The organism is Streptomyces sp. NRRL F-5630 (genome assembly GCF_000719475.1).
GTDB lineage: Bacteria > Actinomycetota > Actinomycetes > Streptomycetales > Streptomycetaceae > Streptomyces.
The window spans coordinates 116,310-132,367 of record NZ_JOGO01000013.1; the positions used below are offsets into that span (position 1 = coordinate 116,310).

At 74.7% G+C, this 16,058-nt stretch carries 15 protein-coding genes; 7 read left to right on the forward strand and 8 right to left on the reverse strand.

Annotation, left to right across the window (positions count from 1 at the left end):
* Positions 1-23: 23 nt before the first annotated feature.
* Positions 24-2,339, reverse strand: coding sequence for an N-acetylmuramoyl-L-alanine amidase (locus IF99_RS0109095; RefSeq protein WP_030995865.1), 2,316 nt, complete (start codon positions 2,337-2,339; stop codon positions 24-26).
* Between the two features lie 324 nt (positions 2,340-2,663).
* Between IF99_RS0109095 and IF99_RS35435 the strand changes: the two genes are divergently transcribed.
* The gene (locus tag IF99_RS35435) at positions 2,664-3,179 is read left to right on the forward strand and encodes a translation initiation factor IF-2 (RefSeq protein WP_267882235.1); all 516 of its coding nucleotides are present in this window, start codon (positions 2,664-2,666) and stop codon (positions 3,177-3,179) included.
* Between the two features lie 37 nt (positions 3,180-3,216).
* On the opposite strand, the gene IF99_RS0109105 is transcribed toward IF99_RS35435, so the two are convergent.
* Positions 3,217-4,176 carry an oxidoreductase gene (locus IF99_RS0109105; protein ID WP_037826642.1) on the reverse strand — a complete coding sequence of 320 codons (960 nt, stop codon included), beginning with the start codon at positions 4,174-4,176 and terminating at the stop codon, positions 3,217-3,219.
* Positions 4,177-4,403: 227 nt separating this feature from the next.
* Here IF99_RS0109105 and IF99_RS0109110 point away from each other — a divergent pair, with 227 nt between their 5' ends.
* Positions 4,404-5,186, forward strand: coding sequence for a sulfite exporter TauE/SafE family protein (locus IF99_RS0109110; RefSeq protein WP_030995868.1), 783 nt, complete (start codon positions 4,404-4,406; stop codon positions 5,184-5,186).
* A gap of 122 nt (positions 5,187-5,308) precedes the next feature.
* On the opposite strand, the gene IF99_RS0109115 is transcribed toward IF99_RS0109110, so the two are convergent.
* The 4 genes from IF99_RS0109115 to IF99_RS0109130 form a co-directional block, all read right to left on the reverse strand.
* The gene (locus IF99_RS0109115) at positions 5,309-5,860 is read right to left on the reverse strand and encodes a hypothetical protein (RefSeq protein ID WP_030995869.1); all 552 of its coding nucleotides are present in this window, start codon (positions 5,858-5,860) and stop codon (positions 5,309-5,311) included.
* Between the two features lie 143 nt (positions 5,861-6,003).
* Positions 6,004-6,834: an aminotransferase class IV gene (locus tag IF99_RS0109120; protein ID WP_030995870.1), complete on the reverse strand. Its 831-nt coding sequence runs from the start codon at positions 6,832-6,834 to the stop codon at positions 6,004-6,006.
* A 154-nt stretch (positions 6,835-6,988) separates the two neighbouring features.
* Positions 6,989-7,381, reverse strand: coding sequence for a nuclear transport factor 2 family protein (locus IF99_RS0109125; protein ID WP_030995871.1), 393 nt, complete (start codon positions 7,379-7,381; stop codon positions 6,989-6,991).
* 185 nt (positions 7,382-7,566) lie between these two features.
* Positions 7,567-8,211, reverse strand: a complete 645-nt coding sequence (locus tag IF99_RS0109130; RefSeq protein WP_030995872.1) for a DinB family protein — start codon at positions 8,209-8,211, stop codon at positions 7,567-7,569.
* 263 nt (positions 8,212-8,474) lie between these two features.
* On the opposite strand from IF99_RS0109130, the gene IF99_RS0109135 reads away from it, so the two are divergent.
* The 3 genes from IF99_RS0109135 (at position 8,475) to IF99_RS0109145 (ending at position 11,982) form a co-directional block, all read left to right on the forward strand.
* Positions 8,475-9,809, forward strand: a complete 1,335-nt coding sequence (locus IF99_RS0109135) for a deoxyguanosinetriphosphate triphosphohydrolase (RefSeq protein WP_030995873.1) — start codon at positions 8,475-8,477, stop codon at positions 9,807-9,809.
* Positions 9,810-10,095: 286 nt separating this feature from the next.
* The gene (locus IF99_RS0109140; protein WP_030995874.1) at positions 10,096-11,367 is read left to right on the forward strand and encodes an NAD(P)/FAD-dependent oxidoreductase; all 1,272 of its coding nucleotides are present in this window, start codon (positions 10,096-10,098) and stop codon (positions 11,365-11,367) included.
* A 66-nt stretch (positions 11,368-11,433) separates the two neighbouring features.
* A complete protein-coding gene (locus tag IF99_RS0109145) occupies positions 11,434-11,982 on the forward strand; it encodes a hypothetical protein (RefSeq protein WP_030995875.1) in 549 nt (182 codons plus the stop codon).
* Positions 11,983-12,042: 60 nt separating this feature from the next.
* Here the strand turns inward: IF99_RS0109145 and IF99_RS0109150 are convergent, their stop codons facing one another.
* Both IF99_RS0109150 and IF99_RS0109155 read right to left on the reverse strand, forming a co-directional pair.
* Positions 12,043-12,468 carry a DUF2267 domain-containing protein gene (locus IF99_RS0109150; RefSeq protein ID WP_030995876.1) on the reverse strand — a complete coding sequence of 142 codons (426 nt, stop codon included), beginning with the start codon at positions 12,466-12,468 and terminating at the stop codon, positions 12,043-12,045.
* Between the two features lie 121 nt (positions 12,469-12,589).
* Positions 12,590-13,030: an Hsp20/alpha crystallin family protein gene (locus IF99_RS0109155; RefSeq protein ID WP_030995877.1), complete on the reverse strand. Its 441-nt coding sequence runs from the start codon at positions 13,028-13,030 to the stop codon at positions 12,590-12,592.
* Between the two features lie 138 nt (positions 13,031-13,168).
* Between IF99_RS0109155 and IF99_RS0109160 the strand changes: the two genes are divergently transcribed.
* Both IF99_RS0109160 and dnaG read left to right on the forward strand, forming a co-directional pair.
* Positions 13,169-13,849, forward strand: coding sequence for a hypothetical protein (locus IF99_RS0109160; RefSeq protein ID WP_030995878.1), 681 nt, complete (start codon positions 13,169-13,171; stop codon positions 13,847-13,849).
* A gap of 177 nt (positions 13,850-14,026) precedes the next feature.
* Positions 14,027-15,940 carry a DNA primase gene (gene dnaG, locus IF99_RS0109165; protein WP_030995879.1) on the forward strand — a complete coding sequence of 638 codons (1,914 nt, stop codon included), beginning with the start codon at positions 14,027-14,029 and terminating at the stop codon, positions 15,938-15,940.
* The last annotated feature ends 118 nt before the right edge of the window (positions 15,941-16,058 follow it).

The following is a 16,058-nucleotide window of genomic DNA, read 5'->3' on the forward strand; positions in this document are numbered from 1 at the left end:
CATGAACCGGGCGGCCCCGCGCCTCACTTCAGGTACACCAGGCCGTCCGTGGTGATCGTCGGGCGGCCCTTCGTCGCCGCCACGACGACCTTCACCGTGTGCTTGCCGCTCTTGGACCAGGCCGTGGTCCACCGCGCGTCGCGGTACTTGGTCGTGCTCGACTTCAGGTCGACCGTCGCCTTCTTCACACCGTCCACGTACACGTACACCTGCCCCGAGCCCGAGGCGCGCGAGAAGACGAGCGAGGCGCCGCGCCCCGTGAAGGTGTAGGTGAGCGAGGCGTTCTTCGCCGAGGAGCTGTACGACTTGCCGCCGAGGTAGCTCGACGAGGACTTCGTCGTCCACTTGCCCGTCTTCTTGCCGCTGCTCTCCTGGAGGATCACGGGAGCCGACGTGGTGCTCGCCGTGGCGGTGTTGCCCGCCTGGTCGTACGCGGTGAGCGACCACGTCGTGGTGGTGGCGGGCTTGGCGGTGAGCGAGGCGCTCTTCGTCGTGGGCCCGTAGGTCGCGGCGGACGGCTTCGTGAGCCGCACTTCCTTGAGCGCGGCGGCGTCCGTCGCCGCCCACTTCAGCGAGACGGGGACGGCGCCGGCGCTCACCGTGCCGGTCCGCAGGGCGGTGGACGGCTTGGTGCCGAAGGAGGGGGCCGTCTTGTCCACGACGACGGTCGTGTTGGCCGTCGTGCTCGCCTTGCCGGAGACGTGGACCGCGCGCACCGCGACGGTGTGCGTGCCGGAGGCGAAGGTCAGCGCCGCCGAGGTCGCCGTGGCCTTCGCGCTGACGGCCACCTTGCCGTCGACCAGCACCTCGTAGCGGTTCACCAGCGTGCTCGGCGTCGTGGCCGACCAGCGCACGGTCGCCGATCCCTTCGTCCACGCCTTGCTGCCCGAGACGCCCGCCCCGGTGAAGCCGGTGATCTTCAGCCCGGCGACGGGACCGCCCGCGAGCGTGCGGATGGCGGGGAGCGCGGCGTAGAGCTGCGTACCCGGGCACTCGGTCGCGTAGCCGTCCCGGTGGCCCGAGATCCGGTGGAAGGTGACCGTCTGCCCCTTCTTGAAGGGGCCGCCCGTGCCGGAGCCGTCGGCCCCGGCGACGAGCCCGACCTTGCTGGTCGCGTCCTCCTCGTACTGCCCGAGCTTCCACGCGGCGACCCGCGCGACCGCCGTCTTCGCGGCCGAGGAGGGCGCCGCCTTGTTGTAGTCGCCGAGGACGGCGACGCCGGTCGTGTCGGTGTTGAAGCCGTACGTGTGCGCGCCGATCACCGGCTGGTCCACACCGCCCTTGCGGCCCTCGAAGATCGTGCCGCACTTGTCGACGAGGAAGTGGTACCCGATGTCCTTCCAGCCGTTCGTCTTGATGTGGTACGTGCGGATGGCGCGCACCATGGCGGCGGACTGGTCGCACGTGTAGGAGTTGGCGTCCACCGTGTGGTGGACGAAGACCGCCTCCACCTTGGTGCCGTACTCCGGGGCCTCGTCGTTCATCGACTCGTCGGCACCCCACTGGGCGCGGGTCACGATCGGCGGGCGCGGGGCCGTGGACGCGGGGGCGGTGGGCGGAGGCGTGGTCGCGACGCCCGGCGCGGGCGTCGTCGCCGAGGTGGCGGGCGCCGGGGGCGAGGCGGGGGCCGAGGACGCGGGGGCCGGGGTGACGGCCGGGGCCGAGGTGCCGGGCGCGGGGCTCGTCGCCGCTTCCGGGGCGCTCTCGGCCGGTGTGGGGGAGGACACCGGGGCGTCCGTCCCCGTACGGGTGGCCTCCTCCCCGGGGGTGGTCCCCGCCGAGGGCGCGTCGTCCGCGACGAAGGCGGCCGGGCGGGCGTCCGAGGCCGTGTCCGGGGCGGGCGACGGGCCCGGGTCGACGAGTTCGAGCCGCAGTCCGGCGGGGAGCGTCGCGCCGTGTCCGTCGACATCGACCTCGACGCCGTCCGAAGGCCCCACCCACAGCGGCTCCGTGGCGCCGCGCGTGCTCTCGGGCTGCGCCGTGCCGTCGCCCTCGGTGCCGAGGCTCTGCCACGCGCCCCAGGTCCCCGTCCGGGCGGCACGCGCCCGGACCCGCACCGTTCCCGGCAGTTCGGCGGCCGGCTTGGTCCACGACAGGCCGAGCAGGCTGAACGGCTCGGTGTCGCGCCTCCCCAGTCCGGCCTGGTCGCCCTCGGCCTTCACGGCGACGGTGCGCAGCGCGGTGCGCACCGCGTGCGGCGCGGGACGCTTGGCCGCCTGGGCCGTGCCGCCGCCGGGCCCGCCGGTGGTGACGAGCACGCCGGTCACCACCGCGAGCGCCGTCGCGGTCGCGGCCGTACCCCACACTCTTCGTCTCTTCAGAACGGTCTGGATCGCCATCGTGACGTCCCCCCTTGTTTCGTGGGCACCTCCCACCGGGAGTCCTCTCGACCGGCGTGTGCCGTCAGCATTGTGACAGAAGGAATCGAACGCTTTGTCAAAATTGCGTCAGACGCGCGTCAACACGCCGTAGGAACCCCACCCTTCCGCGTCAGCACCGCGTCAGAGCACGGGCGGGGCGCCGCGCGCGGGACCTACGCTCCGGCGAGGAGACGGAAGGGGGTACACGCGATGACGAGGGCGGTACGGGGAGGGCGGGGTGCCCGGGGCGGGCGGACCGGGTGGTCCGTGCGGGCCGGGTGGTCCCTACGGGGCGAGCGGGGCTTGCCCCGGCCGGGGGCCGCGTCCGCGCGCTGGACCACGGACCGCCGCTGGGGCCACGACCTGGGCACGGCCCTGCTCTGCGCGGCACTCCTCTTCGTGCTCGCGCTCCTCATCGACGGAGTGCGCGGCTCGCTCGACGCCGCGCGCGCCGCGCTGTGGCTCGGCCTCGCGGCCCTCCTCCACGCGGCCCTGCACCCCGTCCGCACCGGAGCCCGCCCCGGCGAACTGCGCACCTGGGGCCTGCTCCGCCGCCACACGGTCCGCACCGACCGCCTCGTCTCCCTCACCGAGACCGGCGGCCTCGTCCCGCGCCTCCTCCTGCGCGACGCGAGCGGCCACCGCCTGAGCTGCGAGACCGCCGTCCTGACCGCCAACCCCCTCCTGTGGCACCGCCTCGACACCGACCTCCGCACCTCCCACCGCCTCGGCCTCCTGCGCACGGGCGCGGAGGTCCTGCGGGAGCTGGAGGAACGGGTGGACAAGGAGGTGCTGGGGGAGGGGTTCGGGGACGCGTGAGCCCTCCCGGCCCAGGAGGCGCGCGGAACTCCGCGGCTCACACCTCCGGCAGGTCGTAGCGCACCCCCGTCAGCTCCTCCGACGCCGCCCAGAGGCGCCGCGCCGTCTCGTCGTCACGTGTCCACGGGGCGCGCCAGGACGGGGCCGGGGCACCGCGCCACCACAGGAAGCGGGGGCCGGTGAAGGAGTCCTGGGCGACACCGGGCGCCGTCGCCGCGTAGAGGGAGGGCAGCGCGCCCGCCTCGGGGCGCTGCCCGACGAGCCGGGTGGCGAGCGCGGCGAGCCGTTCCCCCGCCGTGCGGCCCTCCCTCCGCGCCCCGGCCGCCCGGAGGTGCGCGCACGCGAGCCCGGGATGCGCGGCGGCGGCCACCGTGCCTGCCCCGGCCGCGTCCAGGCGGCGGGCGAGTTCGTGCGTGAAGAGCAGGTTCGCCGTCTTGGAGCGGGCGTGGGCGCGCCGGCGGCGGTAGTGGCGCGCGCTGTCGAGGTCGCGCGGGTCGATGTTGCCGAGCACGTGCAGCCCGCTCGACACCGTCACGACCCGGCTGCCCGGCACACGCAGCAGGGCGGGCAGGAGGAGACCCGTGAGGGCGAAGTGCCCGAGGTGGTTGACGCCGAACTGCCGCTCGAAGCCGTCCGCCGTGCGCGCGTACGGAAGCGGCATGACGCCCGCGTTGTTGAGCAGCACGTCGACGGGCCGCCGTACGTGCCGCGCCGCGAACTCCCGTACCGAGGCGAGGTCGCCGAGATCCAGCCGCGAGAACTCCGCGTGCGCCCCCGGCACCTGCGAGAGCAGCCGCGCGACCGCGTCGGCGCCGCGCCGCTCGCTGCGGCAGGCGAGCACGACGTGCGCGCCGTGCCGGGCGAGTTCGCGCGCGGTGACGTACCCGATACCGCTGTCGGCCCCCGTCACGACGGCGGTCCTGCCCTCCTGGGCCGGGATACGCGCGGCGCTCCACCCCCGGGGCCGTGCCCCGCTTGCTCCTGTACCGGCGGCCATCGCGCCGCTCCCTTCCGTGAGGTCTGCGTCGTCTGTCCCGTTGCGCGGCTCCGGGCGGGCCGCTGTCTGGGCCTCTCCTACCCCGTCCGTCGCACACGTCTCTCCCGTGCCCCGGACCGCCCGGGGTGGACGGGCGTGGCGTGGGCGTGCGCGGCGTGGGTGTGCGTGCCTGCCGCCGGGGGCGGGCGTGTCCGCCCCGTAGAGGCGTGCGGCATAAGGTCATGCTCATGCCCGACATACCCCTGACCACGGTTCTTGTGCTGTGCCTCGCCGCGCTGGCGGCGGGCTGGATCGACGCCGTCGTGGGCGGCGGCGGACTGCTCCTGCTGCCCGCGCTGCTCCTCGGCGTCCCGCACGTCCCGGCCGCGCACATCCTCGGTACGAACAAGGCCGTCGCGATCGTGGGGACGGGAGGCGCCGCGTACACCTACGTACGCAAGGGCGCGCCCGTCAACGTCCGGATCGCGGTGGGGATCGGGGGCGCCGCGCTGCTCGGCTCGACGCTCGGGGCGTTCTTCGCGGCGGGCATCTCCAGCGACGTGCTGCGGCCGATGATCATGGTGGTGCTGCTCGCTGTGCTCGCCTTCGTCATGCTGCGGCCCGCGTTCGGCACGCAGGCCGCCGGACCGGCGCCGGGGCGGGGCAGGGTGGTCGCGGCGATCCTGCTCGCGGGCCTCGGCATCGGCGCGTACGACGGTTTCTTCGGGCCGGGCACGGGGACCTTCCTCGTGCTCGCGCTCACCGCCGTGCTCCGCCTCGACCTCGTCTCGGCCTCGGCGACGGCGAAGATCGTCAACACGTGCACCAACCTCGGCGCCCTCGTCACGTTCGCCGCGCAGGGCAACGTGATGTGGGCCCTCGCCCTGCCGCTCGCGGCGTGCAACCTGGTCGGCGGCATGACCGGCGCGCACACCGCCCTCAAGCGGGGCAGCGGGTTCGTCCGCACGGTGCTCGTGGTGGTCGTGCTCGGGCTCGTCGCGAAACTCGCGTACGACCAGTGGGTGGCCTGAGGGGTTCCGGCAGCGGGGGAGGACAGGGCCGGTGCCCGGACGCGGCTCCTGACCCCGGCCCGGGGGCTCCCCGGCGGGAGGAGCGCCCGGGCACTGCCAAGCCCGGGCACCCGGACCGGCCGTTACACGGTGCCCCGGGTCCTGCGGTGCAGGAGCCACGTGCCGCACACCGTCGCGAAGGCCAGGACCCCGACGCCGCAGGCGACCCGCACCGGGTCGCGCCCCAGCGGCCCGGGGCCGCCCGCGAGCGGCGTCCCGTGCGCGGCGTCCGCCGTGCCCGCCGCGATCCCGGAGGGCCCGTAGGCACCGCTCAGACCCACCCTCAGGTCGGCCCGTGTCTCCGCGCCCCCCGTCCCGCACCGCACCACCACCTCGTACGTGCCCGGGTTCGTGGTGCCCGGCACGCGGAAGCTGCCCACCGCGTCGTGCGCCTCGGCGCCGCCGCTGAGCGCGAAGCCGCCCGAGCGCAGCGCGGGCGCCGTGCCGGTCGCGGCGTGCCCGGGGCAGCCCGCCGCGTGGGCGGTCACCTTCGCGCCGGGTGCCGCGGCGGCGGGTGTCAGCCGCAGGGCGGGGGCCGGGGCGGGCTCCGCCGCGGCGGCGACCGCCGGCAGCGCGCACCCCCCGGCCAGGACAAGGGCGGCCAACGCACCGTTCCGCGTACGCCTCGCGGGCATGGTCCTCCTTCCGAGGGGGCCCGCTCGCGACCTCTGCGTGCCGCGAAGCCGAACGCGCCCCGCCTCTGAGGTAAGCCCGCCCCGCCCCCGCCCGCGCGCTCAGCGCGAGCGTACGGGTGACAGCCCATCAGGGAGCCCGGAGCTCAGACTTCCTCCCAGGGCACCGCCTCGTACACCGCGCGCAGCCGCCCGAGCAGGGCGTCGTCCACCTCGTAGGCGTGGCCGTCGATCTCGCCGACGGCCACGATGCCGCGCGAGTTGGCGAGGAAGGCGGAGCGGAAACCGGCCAGGTCCGCGAGACGCACCGGCCGCCGGACCGGCTCCGGCCCGGCGGCGGGCAGGCCCTGTTCCAGGAGCGTCAGCGTCGTCCCGGCGAGCGCGGGCGCGGTGGGCAGCACAAGCCGCTCGCCGTCCCAGAAGAGGACGTTCGTGATCCCGCCCTCGGCCACCTCGCCGTCCGGCCCGGTGAGCAGGATCTCGTCGTACCCCTCGCGCCCGGCGAGCCGCCCGTAGTGCGTCTGGCCGAAGCCGCCGAGGTGCTTGACGTGCGGAAAGGGTCGTACGTACGGGACCGAGCGGACCCGCAGCGGCTCGTCGCCCACCTCACCGGGCGCGGCGAGGGTGACCATGAGCGAGAGGGCCCCGCCGGGCCGGTGCACGTACACCCGCAGGGCGGCGTCACGTGCCCCGCCCCGGAGCGCGTGCCGCACCCGCTCCCGCACGAGCTCCGGGTCGAGCTCGTCCCCCCACAACTCCCGCGAGGCGGCGCACAACCGCTGCAGATGCACCCCCATCCCGCGCACCTTCCCGCCCCGCACCTGCGCGGCGGTGAAGTGCCCGTCCGCGCGCACGGCCCGCCACAACAGGTCGTCAGCCGTGGCCGCCCGGCCGTCCACTTCGACGAGCTCGATCCCCAGTTCCCCGGCGAGCGGCCCGAGCCCGCCCGGCACGTCCGCGCCGTCCTTGTTCTCCATGCGGCCCACGCTAGCCCTTCGCGCGAACCCCGTCCGGGAAACCCTTTCGAGGGACCCCGGCACCGCGCACCCGACCCCGGGAACCCCGTCCGTGCACGAGAAGAACAGCGGCGGAAGGACCGCTCAGGAGGGGGCCACTGAGGAGGTGGACGGCTCAGGAGGCGGACGGCTCAGAGGTGGACGAATCGATCTCCCCGGCGAAGACGATGACCTGGTCGATGAGGTTCCGCCGCAGGTGGACGACATCCGTTCCCGCCAGGCGCGGGCCCCCGCCAGGCGTGGTGAAGACCCACTGGTACCGGGCCCACTCGCCCGGCATGTCCACCGCCGAGCAGCGCACCATCGTGCCGGTCCCGGCCGGGTGGTGACGGATGTCCAGCACGAACCGCTCGACCGCCGCGATTCCTTCGCTGCGGCCCAACGGCCCCCAGAACACCACGTCCGACGTCAGGGCCTGGGAGAGCAGGGCCGTCACGTAGTTGTCGTCCGAGGCGTTGAACGCGGAGATGAACATGTCGATCGCGGAGCGCGCCGTCTCTTCCTGCATGTCCCAGTAATACCAGCCGCCGAGCGCGCGCTCGTCCGGCGAGCCGCCGCCCCGAGCCCTGAGGAGCCCGGCACGTGAGATCCCGGCCCCGCACGTCCGCCTCACCCGGCCGCACCTGCACCTCGGCCCCCGGCGCACCCCCGTCCCGGGCCCTCACCCCTCCGGCCCGGCTTCCCTCCCCTCCCTCACGCCCCCGTTCCCGCCGTCCTCTCGCCCTCGGCCGCCCGCGCCGCCCCCTCCGGGTCCGCCGCGCGGGCCGCCCGCTCGACCTTCTCGCGGTACGCCGACCAGGTCCCGCCGTCCCCGGTGGACAGGTTCGCGTCCTCGGGGCGCAGGCCCGCCCGGCCGTCGAGCAGTTCGCGGATGATGTCGGCGTGGCCCGCGTGGCGCTGCGTCTCGGCGAGGACGCGGACCAGGACGTGGTGCAGCGTCGTGACGGCGCGGTGCTCCGGCCACCACGGGACCCGTCCCTCCGTGTCGAGGGGAAGCTCCGCGAGGATCGCGTCCGTGTGGGCCCACGCCGCCCGGTACAGGCCCGTGAGCGCCTCCCTGGACTCCTCGGGGCGCGCCCACAGGTCGCCCTCCGGCTCGCGCGTCCAGTGGAAGCCGGGCTCCTCGCCCTTCGCGAAGTACGGCCGCCCGAAGGTGTCCCCGAAATACCCCAGCTCCACCGCCGCCAGGTGCTTCACGAGCCCCAGCAGGTTCGTCCCGGTCGGCGTCAGAGGACGCCGCGCGTCGTACTCGGTGAGGCCCTCCGCCTTCCACAGCACCGCCTCGCGCGCACCCTGGAGGTACTGGTGCAGATCGGCCACAGGCCCGTTGAACGACATGATCGCCCCCGCTTTCGTCCCTACGTCCGTCACGTGCCGCCGAGTCTCGCACCCGCCACCGACAACGCCCCGGCAGCCGACCGGCCCCGCTCTCTTCCCGGTCCGCCTGCTCGCCTCCGCCCCAAGCTCCCGCCCGGCCCCGGCCCCGGCCCCGGCCCCGGCCGCCCCGCGCCCGCTCCCGTACCCCCTCACCACCCGCCCCGGACCCACCCCGCCCCGTACACCTGTCCGGGATGTCCTTCCTTCCGCTTAGGCTCTGCTCCATGGCAGCGACTTCCCGGCAAGCCGATGGCGAGACCCATCGGCTGTCCCACGACACGGCGGACTACGCCACGGCGGATACCGAGCGCTGGGCCCCCGAGCCCGACAAGCGTCCGGGCCGTACCGCCTTCCAGCGCGACCGGGCCCGGGTCCTGCACTCCTCCGCGCTGCGCAGGCTCGCGGGCAAGACCCAGGTCGTCACGCTCGGCACGGGCGGCCACGCCTGGGACGCGAGCCCCCGCACCCGTCTCACCCACTCCCTGGAGTGCGCCCAGGTCGGCCGCGACCTCGGCGGGGCGCTCGGCTGCGACCCCGACCTCGTCGAGGCCGCCTGCCTCTCGCACGACCTCGGCCACCCGCCCTTCGGCCACAACGGCGAGCAGGTGCTCGACGAACTCGCCCGCGACATCGGCGGTTTCGAGGGGAACGCCCAGTCGCTGCGCCTGCTCACCCGCATCGAGCCCAAGCGCTTCGTGCCGGGCCCGGACGGCACTCCGGCCGGTGTCGGCCTCAACCTCACCCGCGCCGCGCTCGACGCCGCCACCAAGTACCCCTGGCCGCGCGGCGCGCACCCGCGTGACCCGGCGCACCCGAAGTTCGGTGTGTACGACGACGACCTCCCCGTCTTCCGCTGGCTCCGCGCCGAGGCGCCCCCGGGCCGTACGTGCTTCGAGGCCCAGGTCATGGACTGGTCCGACGATGTCGCCTACTCGGTGCACGACCTGGAGGACGGCCTGCACGCGGGCCACATCGACCCCAACGCGCTGCTCTCCGAGCCCGAGCGGGCCGAGATCCACCGCGTCGCGCTCGACCGGGGCCACGTACCGCCGGACACGGACCGCGCGGAACTCGACGCGGCGCTCGACCGCCTTCTCGCCGAGGAGTGGTGGCCGCACCACTACGACGGCACCGGAACGGCCCAGGCCCGCCTCAAGGACGCCACGAGCGAGCTCATCGGCCGCTTCTGCCTCGCCGCCGAGACCGCGACCCGCGCTGCCCACGGCCCCGCGCCGCTCAGCCGCTACGCCGCCCGCCTCGTCGTGCCGCGCGCGGCCCGGCTGGAGTGCGGGCTGCTCAAGGCCGTCGCCGACCTGTACGTGATCCAGCGCGCGGAGCAGGAGGAGATCCGCGCCGCCCAGCGCGTCCTCGTCACCGAACTCGCCGCCGCCCTCGCCGCCCGCGCCCCGCACGGCCTCGACCCCCAGTTCCGTGCCCTCTTCGGCCAGGCCGAGGACGACCCCGCGCGCCAGCGCGTCCTGATCGACCAGATCGCCTCCCTGACGGACGAGGCGGCGCGATCACTCCACGCCGAACTGACCCAGCAGGGTCGCGTTTGAGCCCCTCCCTCGGACGAGAAGCGCGGGCGCGGGGGCGGTGCCCGCGCGAGGACGCCCCGGCGGAAACGGGGAACCCTCGCACCCCGTCCCCCACCTGAGCTGCGGTACCGTCAGAAACCCCCGCACCGAGGCGACCGGGACCCAGGTCCTCGATCACCCCCACGATCGAGTCACCCCCCTTCCCCCCGCCCGCCCCCGTGCGGGACGCTCGCAGGGGACCGCCGCCCCCGTCCGTGCCCGCCGCAAGGGCGGTGCGCGGCGGGCTCGGGTACTGAGGAGGCAGCACGTGGTCGACGCGGATCAGACGTTCGTCATCGTCGGAGGGGGCCTGGCCGGCGCCAAAGCGGCGGAGACGCTGCGCGCCGAGGGCTTCACCGGGCGGGTGATCCTCGTGTGCGACGAACGGGAGCACCCGTACGAGCGCCCCGCGCTCTCCAAGGGCTATCTGCTCGGCAAGGACGCCCGCGAGAGCGTCTTCGTGCACGAGCCCGGCTGGTACGCGGGCGCCGACGTCGAACTCCACCTCGGCCAGCCCGCCGTCTCGCTCGACGCGGCGAACCACACCCTCACGCTCGGCGACGGCACGCTTCTCCACTACGACAAGCTGCTCCTCGCCACCGGCTCCGAGCCGCGCCGCCTGGAGATCCCCGGCACCGATCTGGCGGGCGTCCACCACCTGCGCCGCCTCGCCCACGCCGAGCGCCTGCGCCGCACCCTCGCGAACCTCGGCCGCGACAACGGCCACCTGCTCATCGCGGGCGCGGGCTGGATCGGCCTGGAGGTCGCCGCCGCCGCACGCGAGTACGGGGCCGAGGTCACCGTCGTCGACGCCGCGCCCACCCCGCTGCACCACGTGCTCGGCTCCGAGGTCGGGCGGCTCTTCACCGACCTGCACGCCGAGCGGGGCGTCCGCTTCCACTTCGGCGCCCGCCTCACCGAGATCATCGGCCAGGACGGCATGGTCCTCGCCGCGCTCACCGACGACGGCGAGGAGCACCCCGCCCACGACGTCCTCGCGGCCGTCGGCGCCGCGCCCCGCACCGCCCTCGCCGAGTCCGCCGGACTCGCGCTCGCCGCGCCCGAGCACGGCGGCGGCATCGCGGTCGACGCGGGGCTGCGCACCTCGGACCCGGACGTCTACGCGGCCGGTGACGTCGCCTCCGTACCGCTCGGCCTCTTCCCCGGCGCGCCTCTGCGCGTCGAGCACTGGGCCAACGCTCTCAACGGCGGTCCGCTCGCGGCCCGCGCGATGCTCGGCAGGGACATCACCTACGACCGCGTCCCCTACTTCTTCTCCGACCAGTACGACCTCGGTCTGGAGTACTCGGGCTGGGCGCCGCCCGGGCAGTACGACCAGGTGCTCGTGCGGGGCGACGCCGCCAAGCGCCGCTTCCTCGCCTTCTGGCTGCTCGACGGCCAGGTGCGGGCCGCGATGAACGTCAACGTCTGGGATGTGACCGAACCGCTCCAGAAGCTCATCCGCTCCGGCATCCGCCCCGACCCGGAGGCCCTCGCCGACCCGAGCGTCCCGCTGGAGTCCTTCCTGCCGTCACCCTGAGAAGACCGTGTGCGCGTTCGTGCGCACACGGGGCGGAGTCGCGCCGGAATCCGTAAGGTGCCCCGCGTGAAGACACGGGGAATCAAACTGACCGCGATGGCGGCGATAACCGTCCTCGCCCTGACGGGCTTCTCGACGGGGCGGAGCCACGGCACCAGCAGGCACGGGAGCGGCGGGCACGGCGGGGGATGCAGCAGCTCCTCGCAGCGTCAGAACGGCTCCAGCGCCTCCGATGACGATGACGACTACCGCGCAGGCTACGAGCGGGGGTACCGCAGCGGTACGAACGGGCACCACACCTCGGGGTCCGGCTCCGCGGCGAGCGAGACGGGGTCCGGCTCCGGGCGCACTCGCGCCTCGACCATCAAGGCGACCCTCGTCTCGTGCGTGACGGCGGACCGGCCCTGGTCCACGGTGCGCCTGAGGAACACCGGCTCCAGGGCGGACAGGTACACCGGCAGCGTCACCTTCTACGACAAGGACGGCGCCTACGTCGACCTCCAGGGGATCGTCGACGTGAGCGTCGCCCGGGGGAAGACGAAGACGGTGAAGGTCAAGCCCCTCGACCCGCAGGGCATCGAGAAGTGCGAGCTGACGGACGAGGAGGACTTCTGAGGCCGTCCCGGACGGCTCGTCGCCCGGGACGGTGGACGGCGGGGGCCGAAGCTGCCGTCCTCAGGCGCCGTGCTGCTTCCCGCCGTCGGTCCCGGCCGCCTGCGGGCGCCCGAACAGCAGGTCGTAGCCGGGCGGGAGCTGGAGCAGGACGCGTCCCGTCAGCTCCTCGCCCGCCGCGTCGGCCGCGACGCTGAGCACCGCGCTCACGTCCCAGGCCGCGGTGGTCTCGGTGGCCCCCTCGATCCAGGCGGCGGCGGCCCGGACGAACCGCTCGGGGGAGAGGGGCTCGGCCGCCTGGAGCGGGTTGAGGAGGATCAGGGCGAAGGTCTCCGGGAGCCGGGCCGCCAGTTCGGCCCGCACCTCGCCCGCCAGATGAGCGCCCAGCAGCGCCAGTACGGTACGGGCCGCCCGGTCGGCCTCACTCCGGCTCGGGTACTCGCCGCGTTCCCGCACCTGCTCCAGGAACGCTTCCCATCGCATCGTCATGACTGCCCCCTCCGCCTGTGCGTGCGTCCCGGCGGTGGTGGACCGGCGCGCGGAGGACGGGTACGGGAGGGAGCCCGCCCTCCGGCACGTGCCGCCGCCGGCGCGTTCACGGCCGGCTGTCTCAGCCGCTGATCTCCTTGCGCCCCGAGCCCGCGCTGATGGCGATCTTCCGGGGCTTGGCGCGCTCCGCGATCGGGATGCGGACCGTCAGCACCCCCGCCTCGTAGTCGGCCTGGATGCGTTCGGTGTCGAGGGTGTCGGCGAGCATCACCTGCCGCGAGAAGACACCGAGCGGGCGCTCCGACAGCTCGACCTGGGCCTCCTTGCTCCGGCCCGTCGGCCGGCGCTCGGCCTTGACGGTCAGCATGTTCCGCTCGACGTCGATGTCGATCGCGTCCGGGTCGACGCCCGGCAGGTCCAGCGCGAGCACGTACTCCCCGCCGTCGCGGTAGGCGTCCATCGGCATGAGGGACGGCCGCGACCACGTACCGGACGCCGGGTTGCCGAAGAACTGCTGGGTGATGCGGTCCAGCTCACGGAAGGGGTCGGTGCGCATCAGCATGGGGAAGACACCTCCATGGTCGAGAGCGGGTCCCCGAGGGGCCCGTGCGTTGTTGCCTGCGTCTGTTATAGCGTGTCATCCAAAAGATGACAAGCGAGAGTGTCACCCGATGGATGACATGTTGAGTGGAGGTGGCTCATGGTGGCGGACGGAGAGTCCCGGCAGCCCCAGCAGCGACCGGCCCCGCCCGGTATGCCCCTGCCGGCCGTGACGGCGGCTCTGGAGACGATCGCCGACGTGCTCCGCGAGGCCCGGACGACCCCGCCGACGGCGCTCCCCGCGCCCGGCACCGGCACGGGCGCGGAGCAGGCGCTCGCGGCGCTGCTCCTGCTGCGGCAGCTCCGCGAACAACTCGGCGGCTGGGAGACCGGCCTGATCGAGGACGCGCGGGAGGCCGGCGCGAGCTGGGCCGACCTGGCCGGGCCCCTCGGGGTGGCCAACCGCCAGTCGGCCGAACGCCGCTACCTCCGTCGCCGCCCCGGCGCCCCCGGCAGCACGGGCGAGGAGCGCATCCAGGCCACCCGGGACCGCCGCGCCGCCGACCGCGCCCTCACCACCTGGGCGCGCGAGCACGCCGCCACGCTGCGGGGCCTCGCGGCCGAGGTCGTCGCCCTGGACGCCTTGCCCGCCCCGGCCCGTACGCCGCTCGCCCAGGCCCTCGGCCACCAGGACCCGGCCCAACTGCTCGCGCCGTTGAAAGCCGCCCGCCCCCACCTGCTCGCCGGTCATCCCGGCCTCGCCGCACGCGTCGACGCCCTGGCGCCGGGCCCCGCGACCACCCCGCGCGAGGACGGGGCCCCCACCCCTCGGGCACGCTGAGCCCCCGCGCGGGAACCGCTTGCCGGAGCGTCCGCCCGCGCGGGGCCCGCCCGAAGCGGCACGGGGGGCGGGGAGCCGCCTCGGACGAGGCCCCGCCCGGCGCGTCTCCCGCCCCCCGGTCGCTGCCGCTTTCCGCCTCCGGTCCCACCGGCTCGCCCGGCCCCGTAGAATTCCCCCGTGGCTGGCAGGATCAAGGACGAGGACGTGAAGGCGGTCAGGGACGCGGTCCCGATCGACTCCGTTGTCGCTGAGTACCTCCAGCTCAAGAACGCGGGCGGCGGGAACCTCAAGGGCCTGTGCCCCTTCCACGACGAGAAGTCACCGTCGTTCCAGGTCAGCCCCGCGAAGGGCCTCTTCCACTGCTTCGGCTGCCAAGAGGGCGGCGACACGATCACCTTCGTCATGAAGGTGGACCACCTCAGCTTCTCCGAGGCCGTCGAGCGCCTCGCCGGTCAGGCCGGCATCACCCTCCGCTACGAGGAGGGGGGCTACAACCCGACCCAGCAGCGCGGCGAGCGCATCCGCCTCATCGACGCCCACCGCGCCGCGGCGAAGTACTACGAGGAACAGCTCGCCGGGCCCGAGGCCGAGATCGCCCGCAAGTTCCTCGCCGAGCGCGGCTTCGACCACACCGCCGCCGCGCACTTCGGCGTCGGCTACAGCCCTGCGGGCTGGGACCACCTCACCCGCCACCTGCGCGGCCAGGGCTTCACCGACCGCGAGCTGATCACCTCCGGCCTCTCCCAGGAGAGCCGCGGCGGGCGCCCCATCGACCGCTTCCGGGGCCGCCTCATGTGGCCGATCAAGGACATCGGCGGCGACATCGTCGGCTTCGGCGCCCGTCGCCTGCGCGAGGACGACAACGGCCCGAAGTACCTCAACACCCCCGAGACCCCCGTCTACCGCAAGTCGCAGGTCCTCTACGGCATCGACCTCGCCAAGAAGGACATCGCCCGCACGAGCCGCGCCGTCGTCGTCGAGGGCTACACCGACGTCATGGCCTGCCACCTCTCCGGCGTCACGACCGCCGTCGCGACCTGCGGCACCGCCTTCGGCACCGAGCACATCAAGATCCTGCGCCGCCTCCTCATGGACAACGGCAGCGCCCGCGTGATCTTCACCTTCGACGGCGACGCCGCCGGGCAGAAAGCCGCCCTGCGCGCCTTCGAGGACGACCAGAAGTTCGCCGCCGAGACGTACATCGCGATCGCGCCCGACAACATGGACCCCTGCGACCTGCGCCTCGCGAAGGGCGAGCAGGCCGTCGCCGAACTCGTCGAACCGCGCGTCCCGCTCTTCGAGTTCGCGCTGCGCCAGATCGTCTCGCGCTACGACCTGGAGACCCCCGCGGGCCGCGCCGCCGCGCTCGACGAGGCGGCGCCGGTCGTCGCGCGCGTCAAGAACGTCGCGCTGCGCCACGCCGTCGCCGTCCAGCTCGCCGGGATGCTCGGCTACGGCCCGATGGACCAGCAGGAGGTCGTACGGCGCGTCGCGACCGTCGCCCGCTGGGCCCGCGAACACCGCGGCGAACCCCTCCCCGGCGGCCCGCGCCGCCCCGCCACGGCCCCCGCGAGCGCCCCGCAGCGCCCCGGCACCTCGGGCCCCGCCCTCATCCTGCGCAACCCCGCGCACATGACCGAGCGCGAACTGCTCAAACTCGCTCTCCAGCGGCCCGAACTCGTCTCGCCCGCCTTCGACGCGTACGAGATCGACGAGTTCACCGCCGAGCCGTACGCCGCCGTGCGCCAGGCCATCGCCGACGCGGGCGGCGCCGAGGAGGGCGTCCACGACGCGATGGCCTACCTCACCGCCGTGCGCGAGGCGGCCCCCGACGACCGCGTCCGCGCGATGGTCACCGAACTCGCCGTCGAACCGATCCGCCGCCGCGTGGTCGACGACCTCTACGCGAGCGAGCAACTGGTCCGTGTCCGGGTCCGCGCCGTCCAGCGCCGCGTCACCGAACTCCAGGGCACCTTCACCCGCGTCTCCGCGCAGGGCGACCAGGCCCGCGCCGCCGAGGTCCAGAGCGAGCTGTGGGTCCTGGAGCAGTACGGCCGCGCCCTCCAGCAGCAGGGCGCCGCGGCCCTCTGACGGACGGCCGCACGACCGGCTCGGCCGCACGACCGCGAGGGCCCGCCCCCCCCCGCACGACCGGCCCGCCAAGCCTCCCGCTCGCCCGTGACAGCCGCACGACCCACCCGCCCTGCCC